24 protein-coding genes are annotated in these 14,813 nt (G+C 71.2%); 23 read left to right on the plus strand and 1 reads right to left on the minus strand.

What is annotated here, in order from left to right:
* Positions 1 to 18: 18 nt before the first annotated feature.
* A complete protein-coding gene (locus OOK31_RS25460; protein ID WP_267089667.1) occupies positions 19 to 237 on the minus strand; it encodes a hypothetical protein in 219 nt (72 codons plus the stop codon).
* A gap of 167 nt (positions 238 to 404) precedes the next feature.
* On the opposite strand from OOK31_RS25460, the gene OOK31_RS25465 reads away from it, so the two are divergent.
* The 23 genes from OOK31_RS25465 (at position 405) to OOK31_RS25575 (ending at position 14,771) form a co-directional block, all read left to right on the plus strand.
* Positions 405 to 719, plus strand: a complete 315-nt coding sequence (locus OOK31_RS25465) for a hypothetical protein (protein ID WP_267089668.1) — start codon at positions 405 to 407, stop codon at positions 717 to 719.
* Between the two features lie 60 nt (positions 720 to 779).
* Positions 780 to 1,589, plus strand: a complete 810-nt coding sequence (locus tag OOK31_RS25470) for an excisionase family DNA-binding protein (RefSeq protein ID WP_267089669.1) — start codon at positions 780 to 782, stop codon at positions 1,587 to 1,589.
* Positions 1,586 to 2,095, plus strand: coding sequence for a hypothetical protein (locus OOK31_RS25475; RefSeq protein WP_267089670.1), 510 nt, complete (start codon positions 1,586 to 1,588; stop codon positions 2,093 to 2,095). Before OOK31_RS25470 ends, OOK31_RS25475 begins: the two co-directional genes overlap by 4 nt.
* Complete coding sequence (locus OOK31_RS25480) at positions 2,092 to 2,646, plus strand: hypothetical protein (RefSeq protein WP_267089671.1); 555 nt, start codon at positions 2,092 to 2,094, stop codon at positions 2,644 to 2,646. The genes OOK31_RS25475 and OOK31_RS25480 overlap by 4 nt, the downstream gene beginning before the upstream one ends.
* Positions 2,643 to 3,410, plus strand: coding sequence for a hypothetical protein (locus tag OOK31_RS25485; protein WP_267089672.1), 768 nt, complete (start codon positions 2,643 to 2,645; stop codon positions 3,408 to 3,410). Before OOK31_RS25480 ends, OOK31_RS25485 begins: the two co-directional genes overlap by 4 nt.
* Before the next feature lie 144 nt (positions 3,411 to 3,554).
* A complete protein-coding gene (locus OOK31_RS25490; protein ID WP_267089673.1) occupies positions 3,555 to 3,746 on the plus strand; it encodes a hypothetical protein in 192 nt (63 codons plus the stop codon).
* A gap of 79 nt (positions 3,747 to 3,825) precedes the next feature.
* Complete coding sequence (locus OOK31_RS25495; protein ID WP_267089674.1) at positions 3,826 to 3,948, plus strand: hypothetical protein; 123 nt, start codon at positions 3,826 to 3,828, stop codon at positions 3,946 to 3,948.
* Positions 3,949 to 4,248: 300 nt separating this feature from the next.
* Entirely contained in the window at positions 4,249 to 4,725 is a 477-nt protein-coding gene (locus OOK31_RS25500; protein ID WP_267089675.1) for a hypothetical protein, read from the plus strand.
* Between the two features lie 12 nt (positions 4,726 to 4,737).
* The gene (locus tag OOK31_RS25505; RefSeq protein WP_267089676.1) at positions 4,738 to 5,280 is read left to right on the plus strand and encodes a hypothetical protein; all 543 of its coding nucleotides are present in this window, start codon (positions 4,738 to 4,740) and stop codon (positions 5,278 to 5,280) included.
* Positions 5,267 to 6,541 carry a PBSX family phage terminase large subunit gene (locus tag OOK31_RS25510; RefSeq protein WP_267089677.1) on the plus strand — a complete coding sequence of 425 codons (1,275 nt, stop codon included), beginning with the start codon at positions 5,267 to 5,269 and terminating at the stop codon, positions 6,539 to 6,541. The genes OOK31_RS25505 and OOK31_RS25510 overlap by 14 nt, the downstream gene beginning before the upstream one ends.
* A complete protein-coding gene (locus tag OOK31_RS25515) occupies positions 6,541 to 6,690 on the plus strand; it encodes a hypothetical protein (protein WP_267089678.1) in 150 nt (49 codons plus the stop codon). The genes OOK31_RS25510 and OOK31_RS25515 overlap by 1 nt, the downstream gene beginning before the upstream one ends.
* Positions 6,690 to 8,282: a phage portal protein gene (locus OOK31_RS25520; RefSeq protein WP_267089679.1), complete on the plus strand. Its 1,593-nt coding sequence runs from the start codon at positions 6,690 to 6,692 to the stop codon at positions 8,280 to 8,282. Before OOK31_RS25515 ends, OOK31_RS25520 begins: the two co-directional genes overlap by 1 nt.
* Entirely contained in the window at positions 8,233 to 9,351 is a 1,119-nt protein-coding gene (locus OOK31_RS25525) for a phage minor capsid protein (protein WP_267089680.1), read from the plus strand. Before OOK31_RS25520 ends, OOK31_RS25525 begins: the two co-directional genes overlap by 50 nt.
* Before the next feature lie 324 nt (positions 9,352 to 9,675).
* Positions 9,676 to 10,368, plus strand: a complete 693-nt coding sequence (locus OOK31_RS25530; protein WP_267089681.1) for a hypothetical protein — start codon at positions 9,676 to 9,678, stop codon at positions 10,366 to 10,368.
* Between the two features lie 20 nt (positions 10,369 to 10,388).
* On the plus strand, positions 10,389 to 11,588 hold the full coding sequence (locus tag OOK31_RS25535; protein ID WP_267089682.1) for a DUF5309 family protein: 1,200 nt from the start codon (positions 10,389 to 10,391) through the stop codon (positions 11,586 to 11,588).
* A 2-nt stretch (positions 11,589 to 11,590) separates the two neighbouring features.
* Positions 11,591 to 11,764: a hypothetical protein gene (locus OOK31_RS25540; protein WP_267089683.1), complete on the plus strand. Its 174-nt coding sequence runs from the start codon at positions 11,591 to 11,593 to the stop codon at positions 11,762 to 11,764.
* Positions 11,764 to 12,270 (plus strand): hypothetical protein, encoded by a 507-nt coding sequence (locus tag OOK31_RS25545; RefSeq protein ID WP_267089684.1) that lies wholly within the window; start codon positions 11,764 to 11,766, stop codon positions 12,268 to 12,270. The genes OOK31_RS25540 and OOK31_RS25545 overlap by 1 nt, the downstream gene beginning before the upstream one ends.
* 10 nt (positions 12,271 to 12,280) lie before the next feature.
* A complete protein-coding gene (locus tag OOK31_RS25550; RefSeq protein WP_267089685.1) occupies positions 12,281 to 12,697 on the plus strand; it encodes a hypothetical protein in 417 nt (138 codons plus the stop codon).
* Positions 12,694 to 13,011 carry a hypothetical protein gene (locus tag OOK31_RS25555; RefSeq protein ID WP_267089686.1) on the plus strand — a complete coding sequence of 106 codons (318 nt, stop codon included), beginning with the start codon at positions 12,694 to 12,696 and terminating at the stop codon, positions 13,009 to 13,011. The genes OOK31_RS25550 and OOK31_RS25555 overlap by 4 nt, the downstream gene beginning before the upstream one ends.
* On the plus strand, positions 13,008 to 13,361 hold the full coding sequence (locus tag OOK31_RS25560) for a minor capsid protein (protein ID WP_267089687.1): 354 nt from the start codon (positions 13,008 to 13,010) through the stop codon (positions 13,359 to 13,361). The genes OOK31_RS25555 and OOK31_RS25560 overlap by 4 nt, the downstream gene beginning before the upstream one ends.
* Positions 13,354 to 13,776, plus strand: coding sequence for a minor capsid protein (locus OOK31_RS25565; RefSeq protein ID WP_267089688.1), 423 nt, complete (start codon positions 13,354 to 13,356; stop codon positions 13,774 to 13,776). Before OOK31_RS25560 ends, OOK31_RS25565 begins: the two co-directional genes overlap by 8 nt.
* 69 nt (positions 13,777 to 13,845) lie before the next feature.
* Positions 13,846 to 14,304 carry a phage tail tube protein gene (locus tag OOK31_RS25570; protein ID WP_267089689.1) on the plus strand — a complete coding sequence of 153 codons (459 nt, stop codon included), beginning with the start codon at positions 13,846 to 13,848 and terminating at the stop codon, positions 14,302 to 14,304.
* On the plus strand, positions 14,301 to 14,771 hold the full coding sequence (locus tag OOK31_RS25575; protein ID WP_267089690.1) for a hypothetical protein: 471 nt from the start codon (positions 14,301 to 14,303) through the stop codon (positions 14,769 to 14,771). The genes OOK31_RS25570 and OOK31_RS25575 overlap by 4 nt, the downstream gene beginning before the upstream one ends.
* The last annotated feature ends 42 nt before the right edge of the window (positions 14,772 to 14,813 follow it).

The following is a 14,813-nucleotide window of genomic DNA, read 5'->3' on the forward strand; positions in this document are numbered from 1 at the left end:
GCTCCGTCGTGCGCACGGCTACTCGGCGGCTGGCGGCTCAAGGTCCGTACGCCGCCCCTGCCGAATCGTTGCCTGCCTCTCCGCCCAGTAGACGTCGAACCACGCCACCGGGTACTCCGGCCGCGATGAACCGGGGCGGAACGTCGGCGCGGGCCAACGCTCGGACGGGTTGGTCGCCAGGCGGTGGATCAGAGTACGGCTCTTCCCCACCCGCGCGGCCAGCTTCGGGATCGTCATGGTCTCCCTCTCCTCGGGGGCCTCGGGCATAGGGACATCCTCCCAACGAGGTGTGGACATTGTCCACACTTCTCGCTACGGTCGAACCAGCACAACAGAACGGCCCCGGTCGGTGTGTGAGAGCCCGGCCGGGGCCAGCCATCCACCTGCACGAACAGGGGACAGCCATGACCGAGCGTACCCACCTCAGCCAGCCGGACGAAGCCCTCCACCGCGTGCGAGGCGACGCCCCCACCGAGACGTGCCGCGCCCTCCTCCTCCAGGCCGCCGAGCACCTCACCACCGACCGGCCCGACCAGCCCATGTGGGAAGCCGTCCGCATCTACCTCGCCCGCCGCTTCGCCGCCGCCCACTTCCCCGGCTACAACACCGAGCTGGCCGCAGGCGCCACCCTCCAGTTCCTCGGCCACGCCCCCGTCGTCCGCGCCGGCCAGACCCGCGGCGAGTACGCGCTCGTCCTCCGCGCCGCCGCGCAAGCCTGACCCTCGACCAGCTGGCCGGGCCCGCACCGCGCGCCCGGCCCCGCACGCCCGGAGACACCCGTGAAGCTCCCGCGCCTCACCCTGAAGCGTCCCCGTCTCACTCCGCGACGCAACCCGTCCCGCCCGTCTCAGCCCGTCCCGTGGTGGGTCCGCTGGTTCACCGATGCCGGCCGCCCCATCGTCGCCGTTGTCGTCCTCATCATGTGCGCCCCCGGCGAGCACCACCTCGCCGTCCTGGCCGGCTGGGACGCTCGTCTCGCCTGGGGTATGGCCGCCGTCCTTGCCGCCTACGCAGGCATCGCTGCGTCCGTCGCCTCCAAGCGACCCAAGGGCGCCCCGGGGCGCGGCTCCGCGATCCTCGGGGCGTTCGTCTCACTCAGTGCCGCGATGGCTGCTCAGCCCGTCTCGCACATGTTCGTCACCGGGCATCTGTCCAGCTCGCCGCGTACGCCCCTGTGGCTCGTGATCGTCGTCTCGTGCGTTCCGCCCCTGGTCTTCGGGCACCTGCTGCACCTGGCCGCGACCCCAGTCGGGACACCCACCGAGGCGTCTGAGACGCCCGCGCCGCAGCCTGCCGAGCCCGTCGCAGCGCCGTCCCGCACCAGCCCGGCCGCACCTTGGGAACTGCCTGCCGGGGCCCAGCTTCTTCCCATCGTCGCCGCGCCCACCGAGACGCCTGAGACACCCCCTGCAACGGTCGAGACGGAGCCCCGTCTCATCGCCACCCGGGAGGTCGCCGAACGCCTCAGCGTCGCCGACTCCACCGTCCGATCCTGGGTCGAGCGGGGGCGCATCCGTCCCGTTGTCCGGGACGGCCGCGGCATGCTCTTCGACGAGCGAGACGTAGCCGCAATGGCGGTCGGCTCATGACCGAGACCCCGATCAGCCCTACCCGCGTCATCCTGCCCAGCCCCGCGAACCCCCCGCGGCCGCCCGCGCCCCCCGCGTGGTGGATGGTCCCGGCGGCGCCCGCACCCTCCGCGCCGCTCGACGTCCGCGTCACCGTCGACCTCGTCATTCCCGGGCCCCCGCCGGAGCCCGAAGTCCGGTGGTGGCACCGAATCCGGTGGGGCTACAACGCGACCTGCGCCCTCTGCGCAATGCCGCTCGCAGGACTCTGGGCACCCGTCCTCGAAGCCGTCCGCGACGACGCGGGACTCGCCGCCGCGTGGACCATCGCCGCCGCCCCGCTCACTGTCCTCGGCGTCCTCGACAACACCCGCCGCGTCCAGGCCCGGTACGCCCACGAAGACCTGTGGGCACCCCGGATCCGCGCCGCCATCGCCCGCACCCTCCTCCTCGCCGCCAGCGGCGCCACCGCGATGGCGCTGCCCGTCACCACCGTCGTCTACCTCGTGACCGGAGTCCGCACGTGAACACGAGCTTCACCTCGACCGCCCTCACCGGCGCCGGCCTCGCCATTGGGCTGGCGCTCCTCGTCGTCGAGCATGCCCGCTGGTGGAAGACCGGCGGCGGAACGGCCGCAGCTGGGGGAGGCGGCAGCCGCGACCCCAAGGCGCTGGTCCCGTTCTGGTCCGGTATCGCCTTCGGCACGCTCATGGTGGCCTGCCCCGCCGGGCTCCTCGGAACGGCCGCCGGGGCTCTCCGCTGGGGCGGCAACAGCCTCGGCGACTTCGTGATGTCGACGATGACCGGTCAGCGATCGACCGTGGTCGGGTCCGCGTCCGCACCCCAACTCGACGCGAACGGAGCCCTCATCGTCACCGCGCTCGTGATCGTGCTGTTCCTGATGCGCAAGCAGTTCGCGAAGATCATCAAGCGGGGTTTCAAGTCCGGTGTCTGGACCGGCACCCTCCTTGCCATCGGTACTGGCACCTTCGCCCTCATCGGCAACCTCGTCGTGCCCAACGTGAACAGCCTCGGCGCCCAGCTCCTCGGCAAGGTCGTCCACGGGACCTTCCTGTGAACGCCCCCACGTCCCGCGAGTGGGTCCAAGCCGCCGCCCGCCGCCTCACCACCGGCTCCGAGCGGCTCGCCGCCCACCATGTCCGCCGCACCACCCTCTGGGTCCGCACCACCTGGGCCCGCACCATGGAGTGGCTGTCCGACGCCTCCGGCCTCGCCTGGGCCGTACGCCTCACCGTCCTCCTCGCCGCCGCGTGGGTCCTCCGCAAGGTCGGCGTCTACGTCGCCACAGTCGGCGCCCGCCGCCTCCACACCTCCTCCGGGCTGCTCTGGCCGGTGCTCGCCCTGTGGCTCATCGCCGCGTGGCGGGTCGGCCACCCCGACTGGCAGCCCAGGGCGGCCCCGACCGCCGAGCGGACACCGGAACCTGCGGGCAAGCCAGAGCCCGTCTCCCTGGCCAAGGAGCAGCCAGTCGGCCCCAGCCTCGACGACGTCCTCGCCGCGGCCCGAACTCTCGGCACCCCGCACGTCCACCTCGCCGCGATCGAGGAGCACCTCGGCGCCCCGGCCGGCACCGCCCGGCGGGCCCTCACCGAGGCCGGCATCCCCATCGCCGACGTCCGGATGACGGGGCGCGGCACCAGCACCGGCGTCCGGGGCACCGACATCCCGCCGCTGCCCTCCCCCTCTCCGGAAGCCGCTGTTGCCGCTGTCGGCACAGGTCAGGACGCCAACAACAGCAACAACAACGGAGTCCGCGTCAAGGAGGAGGCGGGGATGACGATTATCCACGTCCCGTCCGAGCGCCGCGCGTACAAGGTCTGATCCACCCAGTCGAAGGAGATCCGCATGTCCAGCGAGTACCAGCTCGACGCACTCTCCGAAGCCCACGCGGAAGCCGAGGAAGACGCCCAGTACGACGACGGCGAGCCGTGGACCGGACTCGCCGACGGCGAGGAGCGCTGACCGATGCCGACCCACGCGATCCCCGAGCGTGCAGTACTGCCCGTAGGGACCGACAGCACCATCGTCCCCGTCCGCGTCCTCGCCGACGACGGCGAGACCGCCCAAGTCCTCATCGAGGGCTGCGGCATTCACCTGCGGCAGGGCCAAATCCACGACGTGGCCTCGACCGACCTCCGGCGCTGGCCCGTCAGCTGAACCCCGGGGCGGCCGCCATCCGCCAAGACATCGGCCGCCCCCGGGCACCCATCCCCGCACGAGAGACAGGACCGCCATCATGGACCACCCTTTCCAGCCCACCATTTCCGAGGCCGAGCTGATTCGCCGGCACGAGGAGTCCGTCCGCGCGGCCGCCGAGCAGGCCCGGCAGGACCCGCCCCAGCCGCAGACGGACCACTGAAACCAGCCGCTCGCGAGGGGTGTTGTTCCAGCCATCCCGGGCGTAGCGTGTGCCCTCCTGGAGGGGTGCCAGCGCCTCCCACCCATCCGCGCTGGCCACCCGAGCCCCGCTGCCCGCCCCCGAGCAGCGAGGCTCTTCTCTGCACCTAGTTGCAAAACCGGCGCCCGTGCCCCATCCTGGTCGCAACTCCGGCGTGCCCGGACACAGACCCTGAAAGCCCCGCCACCGTGCGGGGCTTTCGCGCGTCACAGGCCGGTCAATGCCCCCACACCACCCGACCCGGCCCGCGATCATGGTCCGATGCGCACACACCACACAGCCATCACCCTGGCCGCCGCCGGACTCCTCGCACTCACCGCGTGCGACAGCGACACCACCGCCACCCCCGGCCCGTCCGCCTCCTGGTCCCGCGGCACCAGCACCAGCCAGCCTGACGCACCCGCCCCCTCCGGCAGTTCGCAGGTCGCTGCGGGCGCCGCCGACCTGGAGCGCGTGGTCCGCGCCTACTCCGGCGCCTACTTCGCGGGCGACGGCCCGACTGCCTACGCCTTCCTCTCGGAGCGCTGCACAGCCAAGGCAGGGGACGAAGCTGTCTTCACCACGATCGCCGAAGCCAACGCCAAGGACTACGGCCCCCAGGAGATCAAAACCCTGACCGTCGACCAGCTGGCCGGCGACATGGCCCGCGTCTCCTACACGTACGCCGTCCCCAAGCTCAACCAGAGCGGCCAGCCCTGGACACGCGAGGACCGTGCCTGGAAGTACGACGGCTGCTGAACCCTGGAGGTGGTGACCGTGACCTCAGGCGACTACAAAGGTCCGGTCACCGCCGAGGAACTCGACGAGCTTCGCCACCTCCACGCACAGGGCCTCAGCCGAAACGAGATCGCGCGCAGACTGGACCGAGGGCAGCGCACCGTCAGCGTGTACGCCGCCCGCCTCGGCCTGTCCTTCGCCTGCACCGTCACCGAGGAAGCCACTCGTGTCCGCAAGGCCCAGCTGGAGGAGAAGCGGGTCATCCTTGCCGACGCCCTCACCGACGACGCCCTCCGACTGTCCGCGCAGGTGTGGGAGCCCACGACGATCCACAGCTTCGGCGGCAAGGACCACACGTACAACTCCCAGGACATCAACGAACCGCCGGCCGCTGACAAACGTGCCCTGATGGCCGCCGCCACCGCTGCCGCCGCCCAGTCCGTACGCCTTGTCCCGCCGGCCGAGGACTCCGGGGCCGCCGACGCCCGCTCGATGCTGGGCCGCCTGTTCTCCGGTCTCGCCGAGGTGGTGAAGGAGGAGCAGGGTCACGAGGAGGCGGACGGTGAGTCTCCTTGACGCCCTGCCACTGTCCCGCAAGCAGATCCTCTCCATCGTCCAGGCCGACGCCCGCATCAACCTGTGGGAGGGCTCGGTCCGGTCCGGGAAAACGATCGCGTCCCTGCTCCGCTGGCTGATCTACGTCGCGACGGCGCCGACCGGCGGCGAACTGGTCATGGCCGGCCGGACCCGCGATTCCCTGTACCGAAACATCATCGCGCCGCTGATGAACCCCGACCTGTTCGGGGAACTCTCCCAGCAGGTCCGGTACACCAACGGCGCTCCCATCGCCTACATCCTCGGCCGGGCCGTCCACGTCATCGGCGCCAACGACGCCAAGGCCGAGCCCAAGGTGCGCGGTATGACCTGTGCGGGCGCGTACGTCGACGAGCTGACCACCCTCCCGAAGGCGTTCTTCGACCAGCTCGTGGCCCGCTGCTCGGTCCCGGGCGCGCAGATCTTCGCGACGACCAACCCGGACAACCCTGGGCACTGGGTGAAGCGCGACTACCTCAAGCGCGCCGCACAGACCCGCCTGTCCTCGTGGCATTTCGTCCTCGACGACAACCCGTTCCTCGACCCCGCGTACGTCGAAGCCCTCAAGGCCACCTACACCGGCCTGTTCTACCGGCGGAACATCCTCGGGCACTGGGTCCAGGCCGAGGGCGCCATCTACGACGCCTTCGACGAAGCCCGACACGTCGTCGCCGACGTCCCGCACATCACCCGCTGGCTGTGCGACGCCATCGACTACGGCACCACCAACCCGTACGCCGACCTCCTCATCGGGCTCGGCGCCGACCAACGTCTCTACGTGGTCTCCGAATACCGGTGGGACTCCCGCGCCGAGCGCCGCAAGAAGACCGACGCGGAGTACAGCCAGGCACGCCGAGCCTGGCTCCAGCGGGTGCCGCACCCCCAGACCAACATCTTGGGCGTCCAGCCCGAGTGGACGATCGTCGACCCCTCTGCCGCCTCGTACATCGAGCAGCTGCACCGCGACGGCGTGTCCGGCGTCATGCCGGCAGACAACACCGTCCTCGACGGGATCCGGACGGTCGGATCGCTCCTCGCCGGGGACCGGCTGCGGATCCACGCGTCCGCGCGCGGGCTGATCGAGGAGATCCCGGGTTACTCCTGGGACGACGACAAGGCGGAGAAGGGCGAGGACGCCCCGATCAAGCTCGAAGACCACTCCTGTGACGCGCTCCGGTACGGCGTCCGTACGACCGAGGCCCTATGGCGGCCGCACATCCCGACCCTGCTGGAGGTGGCCTGATGACCGCGGACAAGGCGATCGAGAACGCGACCCGGCTCCTCCAGGCCGCCGAGACCGAGACGAACCTCGCCCTCATGGAGCGCCTCGATCAACTGGCCTGCTCGTGGCTGGCGATCGCCAACCTGCTGATGGAACGGGAGCGTGCCTGATGCCCCTGCCCACGGCAGACCAGACCTGGCCGCCCACCGACGCCCGTGTCCAAACCGCGATGGCCGACTGGGACGCGTGGTTCTCCGCTGACCCCGATCGGCTGGAGCAGCGCTACGAAGGCCGCGGCTACCGAGGCATCGACCGGCCCGCCCAGTACGCCACCGGCGTCCGGGGGCGGCTCGCCAGGTGGTTCTGGGGCGCCCCGACCACGGCTGGCCAGAAGCGCACGAAGCTGCACGTCCCCCTCGCTGGGGACATTGCGCGCACCTCGTCCGAGCTGCTGTTCTCCGAACCTCCCAAGCTGTCCAGCGAGTCTCAGACCACGCAGGACCGTCTGGACGAGATCGTGGAGAAGGGGCTCCACCCCACCCTGCTGGAGGCCGGCGAGCTGGGCGCGGCGCTCGGCGGCGTTTACCTGCGGATCGTGTGGGACGAGACCGTCGCCGACCGGCCGTGGATCGCTCCGGTGGCCGCCGACTGCGCGGTGCCGGAGTTCCGGTACGGGCGGCTGGCTGCCGTCACCTTTTGGACCCTGCTCGACTCCGGGGATCCCTCCGACCGGCGCGTCTGGCGGCATCTGGAGAAGCACGAGCGTGGCGTGATCTACCACGGCCTCTACGAAGGCGGCACCGGCAGCCTCGGCCGCGCGGTCCCCCTCGAAGACCATCCCGCGACGGCCCCGCTCGCCGCGATGGTCGACGCCGAGGGCGGCATCGAAACCGGCGCGCCGGACCACCTCACCGCCGCCTACATCCCCAACGTCCGCCCGGCCCGCGCCTGGCGGCACATCCCCTCCGCCTCCTACTGGGGCCAGTCCGACTACCAGGGCATCGAGGGCATCCTCGACGCCCTCGACGAGACGTACTCCTCGTGGATGCGGGACGTCCGGCAGGGCAAGGGCCGCATCCTCGTCGCCAACGCCCTCCTCGACGCCGCCGGCCCGGGCCAGGGCGCGACCTGGGACGAGGACCGCGAGGTCTACGCCGGGCTGAACATGCTGCCCAGGGCCGGCGACCCGAACCCGATCAGCGCCGTACAGTTCGAGATCCGGGTCCAGGAGCACCGCGACACCTGCGCCGAGCTGGTCGAGCAGGCCGTCCGACAGGCCGGCTACTCCGCCTCAACCTTCGGGGAGTCCGGCGACGGAGCCGCGGTCACCGCGACCGAGATCCGCGCGCGCGAGCGCCGCAGCATGGCCACCCGCGCCCGCAAAGCCCTGTACTGGCGACCCGCGGTTGCCGACATCGTGGCCGCGCTCCTCGCCGTCGAGGCCGGGCCCCTGTTCGGCGTCGCCGGGCTCGACCCGACCCCACCCGACGTCGAGTTCCAGGACTCCATCTCCGAGGGCCCGGTCGAGCTGGCCACCACCGCCGAGCTGATGCGCCGGGCCGAAGCCGCCTCCACCGAGACCCTCGTGCGGATGCTGCATCCGGACTGGGACGACGACCAGGTCGACGCCGAGGTCGAGGAGATCCAGGGCGAATCCGGCCGCGGCGTGGCCGACCCGTTCGCCACCGGCGCCGAGGGCGAGGGGGTTCCGCATGCCGGTCTCCCCAGCGCTGGCGGAGGACCTCGCGCAGAGGGTCCGTGAGCTGTACGACAGCGCCGAAGGCGTTCTCCTGGAGAAACTCGCGGCAGCACTGGAAGCAGACATCGACTCGCCCCGGTGGGCCGAGCTCAAGCTCGCCTCCATCGGCAACCTGCGTCAGGCGGTCGAGGAGATCTCAGCCGCCCTCCAGGACGACACCACCGGCGCAGTCGCCACGGCTCTGGCCACCGCCTACAACCGGGGCCGACAGGCCGCCGTCGCCGAGCTTGGCGCGCTGGACATCGGCCGGGAACTGGTCGCCCGCGAGACGCTCCCGCAGGCCGCATCCGTCGACCGGCTCGCCGCCTCGTACGCCCGCGACACCCGCCCGCTCTACCAGCGGATCACCCGGGCCGTCGTCGACACCTACCGGTCGATCGTCGCCCGCGTGTCCGGCGCCCAGCTCCTCACCGGCACCACCCGCCGCGAAGCCTCACAGCGGGCCCTGGACGCCTTCGCCCAGCGTGGGATCACGGGCTTCGTGGACTCATCCGGCCGCCGCTGGGACATGGCCTCGTACGCGGAGATGGCCGTCCGCTCTGTGACCGCGCGCGCCGCGATCGAGGGCCACATCGACGCCCTCGCCGAGATCCAGATCGGCTGGGTCATCGTCTCGGACGCCCCACTGGAGTGCCCGCTCTGCCGGCCGTGGGAGGGCGAGATCCTCACCCTGGGCCCGGAGACCGGCCCGCACACGGTGCGCGCCCAGCACGAGCTGGAGGACCGGACGGTCGCCGTGCACTTGGCTGGGAGTCTGGCTGAGGCTCGGGCGGCAGGGCTCTTCCATCCGAACTGCCGCCACAGCTTGGCTGCCTACCTGCCCGGGGTGACCACCCGGCCGCCGCACCACGCGACGCCGGGCACCACCTACGAGGACACGCAGCGGCAACGCGCCATCGAGCGGAACATCCGCAAGTGGAAGCGCGTCAAGGCCGCAGCGATGGACGACGACGCCCGCCGCAAAGCTGGCGCGAAGGTCCGCGCGTGGCAGAAGGCCGCGCGGGAGCACGTGGCCGCGCACGAGCACATCGTCCGCCAACCCGCGCGCGAGCAGATCGGCTCTGCGCGCTAGTTCGCCTCGTTCCACCGCTGAAGCTCGTCGGCCGTCGGCAGCGTGTGGCCTGCCGGGCAACGAAGCGTGCCATCGTGCAGGTGGATGGGGTCCTTGCGCCCCCTCACCTCCTGGCGCGCTGCATAGCTTTCCAACGGCGTCTGACACGACGGACAACGCCAGCCACTCAACTCCGTCACCCACTCCATCTTCGGCCTCATCGCCTCCACCTTCCAAGGTCCCTGACCAGCATGTGGAGGCGACCGTACCCCTGGACTTTCGTCCGTGGGGCCGAACAGCAGGGATTGCCCGCACGGGGAATTCCGGACCCGAAACGGGAGCATCATGATCACCCCTTTCCGACACCCCCTCGCCACGTACCCCGCTGGGACCGTGCTCGGCTACCGCCGCAACGGCAAGCCGATCTACGCCATCGCGGGTGGCAGCGACGAGGGCGACGGCGCCTCCGGATCGTCCGGACAGCCCGCCGCCGCTACTCCCCCGCCCGCCGGGCCCCCGGCCGGTGACCAGGGCGGAGGCCCGTCCGGAGCCTCCGGAGACACCACGGACTGGAAGGCCGAGGCCCGCAAGTGGGAGGCCCGCGCCAAGGAGAACAAGGGCGCCACCGACGAGCTGACGAAGCTCCGCGAGCAGGCGATGACCGACCAGGAGAAGGCCGTCGCGGCCGCGGAGAAGAGTGGCCGCACGGCCGCCGCCGCCGAGTACGCCGTCCGCCTGGCCGCCGCCTCCTTCGAGGCCGCCGTGGCCCGCGCCGGGCTCGACCTTGGCGACGCCTCCGACCTCATCGACACCAGCCGCTTCGTCGCGGACGGCGAGGTCGACACCGACGCCATCAAGACCGCAGTGAAGAAGCTCGCCAAGCTCGCCCCCGCGCGCGGCCCCGGCCGCTCCGGAGCCGACCACGGCGCCGGCGGCGAGACCCCCGCCACGCTCGACAAGCAGATCGCCGAGGCGTCCGCCCGGCGGGACTTCGCGACCGTCATCCGACTCAAGCGGCAGCGCGCCGCACAGACGTAAACCCCTGACTGGAGGACCCCATGGCCGGAATCACCGGGCTGGCGACCACGTTCGATCTCCCCAACTACGCCGGCGAACTCTTCGCCCTGACCCCGTCGGACACGCCGTTCCTGTCGGCGATCGGCGGCCTGACCGGCGGCCGGATGACGACCGGTACCGAGTTCGAGTGGCAGACCTACGACCTGCGCGATCCGTCGCAGCGCACCCGCCTGGAAGGTGCGACCGCGCCGACCGCGGAGGAGCGCGTCCGTGCGAACGCCCGGAACGTCGTCCAGGTCCACCAGGAGAAGGTGTCGGTCAGCTACACCAAGCAGGCCACCATGGGGATGCTCGCCACCCCGGGCGCGGCGCCGTTCCGGAGCGTGGACGGGTCCAACCCGGTCAGCAACGAACTGGACTGGCAGGTCGCCCAGGCCCTGAAGAGCATCGCGCTGGACGTGAACTACTCGTTCATCAACGGCACGTTCTCCAACCCGACGACGAACGCCACCGCGCGCCGCACCCGCGGGCTCCTCGCTGCGATCTCCACCAACCGCATCGCGAAGGCGACCACCGTCACCGGCGCGACCGCGGCCACCGACACGGTCACCTCGACCGCGCACGGCCTGGTCGACGGCGACAAGATCGTGTTCACGAACACCAGCACCGCGACCGGCATCACTGCCGGACGGATCTACTTCGTCGACCAGATCGACGCGAACACGTTCAAGGTGTCGACGTCCAGCGGCGGCGCCGCGATCACCCTCGGTACCGTCACGGGTATCGCCTACGTCAAGCCGTGGGCGACCGCGCTGACGCCGGACCATGTCTCGGACTTGCTCCAGCTCGCCTACGACAACGGCGGCATCAGCGAGCAGGAGACCGCGACGCTGCTGGTCAACAGCGCTCAGCGCCGCGCGCTGACCAAGGCGTTCGCCTCCGCGTACGGCCAGTTCCAGGAGACCTCTCGCACCGTTGGCGGTGTCGCCGTCGACACGATCATCACGGACTTCGGCACGCTCAACGTGATGATGGACCGCCACGCCCCGCAGGACACCCTCACGGTCGTCTCGCTGGAGCAGTGCTCCCCGGTCTTCCTGAACGTGCCGGGCAAGGGCGTGATGTTCGAGGAGCCCCTCGCCAAGACGGGCGCCTCCGACGAGGTCCAGCTGTACGGCGAAATCGGCCTGGAGTACGGCAACGAGCGCGCCCACGCGGCCATGACCGGGCTCAAGGTCTGACCGTGGCCATCTACGAGAGGACCGTCGGCCAGCACGTGGCCGAGCGCGTCCAGCTGCTCCCCGGGTCCGCGGAGGAGGCCGTCTACGCGGCGCTCGCCGACGACCCGGCGTCCGGCTGGCGGCTCATCGAGGAGCCCAAGCCGAAGCGCACGACCAAGGCCAAGGAGGGCCCCTGATGCCCGTGACCAGTGACTTCAGCCTGACGGCCTCGGTCCTCCAGACCAAGGCCAACGACCTGACGACGACGTCCGACCAACTGTCCAAGGTGTGGTCCACGCACCTGGACACGGGCACGGCCGCCGGGCAGGCCGACAAGGTCTTCCACGACACGCGGACCATCACGGCGTCCTCGTCGGAGGATCTCGACCTCGCCGCCGTCCTGCTCGATGTCTTCGGGGCCGCGATTACCTTCGCCCGGGTGAAGGCCGTGTTCATCGCGGCCGCCGCGGCCAACGCGAACAACGTGATCGTGGGGGCGGGCACCAACCCGTGGGCCACCTTCCTCAACGCCACCGGAACGATCACGCTCCGGCCGGGCGAGAGCTTCGGGTTCTTCGCGAACGTCGCCGACTCCACCGGCCACACCGTGACCGCGGCGACCGGCGACATCCTCAAGGTGGCCAACTCCGGCGCGGGCACGTCCGTCACCTACGACGTGATCATCGTCGGCTGCTCCGCGTAGGAGGTACTCCGTGGCCCGGATCTACGCCACCGCCGAGCAGTACGAGGCCTACACCTACGCCCCCGCCCCGACCGACATCGAGTACCGGCTTGCCCGCGCCAGCGAGTTCCTGGACTCGCAGGTGCTCCGGCTCTGCCGGTACGAGGTCACCGACGCCGGCCTCCCCTCCGACACCGTCGTCGCGGCGGCCGTCGCCCGCGCAGTGTGCGCCCAGGTGCAGTGGGGGGTGGAGGTCGGCGACGTCACCGGGGCGGCCGGGGTCGGCTACGGGTCGGTCGAGATCGGCTCGGTCAAGCTGAGCCGCTCCGTGACCGCCGTGTCCGGAGACGACTCCCCTGGCCGGCAGATCGCCCCGGCAGTGTGGGACGCGCTCCGCAGCCCGGACCTGACTCCGGACCGCTGGCAGCTCGGGGCGGTGTCCTGGTGAGCGTGATCCCCGGCTGGCTGCTCCGGCACACGGTGACGATCGAGCCCTACCTCGGCGACACCGCGTACGGGCCCAAGTACGGGCCGCCAACGTCCGCGCGGGCGTTCGTGGAGGAGAAGATCCGCACCGTCCGTGACAAGGACGGCGAGGAGGTCACCGCCTCCACCACTGTCTACCTCCTGCCCACTCAGGGCTGCCCGCCCGAGTCCCGGCTCACCACCCCGTCCGGCCGGGTCGCCTCGGTCATCACCTCTGCGCTCCACGACGGCGGGGGCCTGCCCACGCCGGACCACCGGGAGGTGACCCTCACGTGAGCCAGTACGTACGCATGCGCTGGCAGGGCGGCCGCCTCGGAGCGTCCACGCGCGGCCGGCGGGCGGCGGAGGAGGGCCTCCAGAAGGCCCTGGAACACCTGCTCGCCGAGTCCCGGAAGCTCGTGCCGCTCCGCGAGGGCACCCTCGAACGCTCGGGCCGAGTGGTCCGCGCGGGCATGAACGGGCTCGTCACCTACGACACCGTGTACGCCCGTCGGCAGCACGAAGAGCTGACGTGGAAGCACCTTCCCGGCCGGTCGGCGAAGTACCTGGAGATTCCGATGAACCGGGACCGCGAGATCATGATCCAGCTGATGGCCGTCCCCCTGCGGAGGTGGCTCCGTGGCTGACCTCCTCGACGGCCTCGCCCGCTACCTCGCCGCGCGCGGGCACGGCACCTACGACCCCACCGGCGCGAGCGGAAGCATCTTCATCGAGGCCCTGCCCAGCAGCCCCGACACCTGCGTCGTCCTGACCGTCTACGACGACGGCGGCGAGGCGGACACCCGACTCGGCTACGACGACGTCCCCCTCCAGGTCCGCGTGCGCGGCACGACCGACCCACGGGTCTCCCGGCAGCTCGCGCAGGCGATCCGCTCGGAACTGCACGGCCTCGGCGAGACCGTGCTCCCCGACGGCACCGGGCTGATCCTGGCCCGCGCCAACCACGCTGTCGCCGCGCTCGGTACGGACGAGAACCGGCGCCACGAGCACGTCGTGAACCTCAAGCTGCACGTCCGCTCGGTCACGACGCACCGCGTCTGACCCACCCCCCTTTCTCCAGCCCGTACGGCACTGCCGGCGGGCTCCTCGCCATGCCCGGAGGAGATCACCATGGCAGTGCAGAAGTACAACGCCAGGGACGTCATTTTCCAGATCGAGAACTATGGCTCGCCCGGCACGTGGGTGAGCATCGCGCCCGGCGCCATCACGACCTTCACCAAGTCGGAGGAGGAAGAGACCACCGACATCACCACCTTCGGCAGTGCCGGTCAGGCCGAGTCGCTGAAGATGCAGATCGGCAAGACGCTCCAGCTGGAGGGATTCCGCCTGAGGGACCCGGCGACGGGCGCCCTCGACCCGGGGCAGGCCCTCGTGGAAGGGCTGAACGAGCGCCTCGGCGTCAACAGCCTCTCCGGCTTCCGCCACGCCCACACCACCGACACTCAGTGGACGGTGTGGGCGACGACCCGTGTCACGCTCGGCGACCAGGGTGGCGGCAACAACGACGAAGTCTCGTGGTCGGCGACCTTCACGAGGTCGGGCGCGACGACCTACGTGGCCAAGCCGTGACGCCGGCCCGCCGGGCACCGGACTCCTTCGACGCCTACTGGGCCGAGGTCAGCAGCACCGCCACGGAGACCATCCGCGGCGTCACCGTGCGCGTCCCGTTCGACATCCCCATGGCGATGGAGCAGCGCCTCGCCGACCTCCAGGAGTCCGCGCGCGAGGAGGACCTCGCCGAGCTGGTCTCTCTGCTCTTCGACATCGGCCCCGACGCCTTCGCCACCTGGAAGCAGGCCGGCATGGGCGCCACCGAATTCCAGGTGGTGCTGGCCTGGGGAATGGCTCACGCCGACGGCCAGGCGATGACCTGGGCCGAGGCACACGCCCTCGTCCTCAGGGCGACCTCCGAGGGAAAAGCGCAGGCCGCCCCGAACCGAGCCGCGAGGCGCGCCTCGTCCGCCAGTACTGGTGGGCGGTCGAAGGCGACTTCCGCGCGCGGTACGGGATCGGCCCGCAAGACCTTGCGCGCCTGAACCGCCGCACATTCCGCAACTACCTGTACTCCCTGCCGGCCG

It is taken from the genome of Streptomyces sp. NBC_00249 (assembly GCF_026342355.1).
GTDB lineage: Bacteria > Actinomycetota > Actinomycetes > Streptomycetales > Streptomycetaceae > Streptomyces.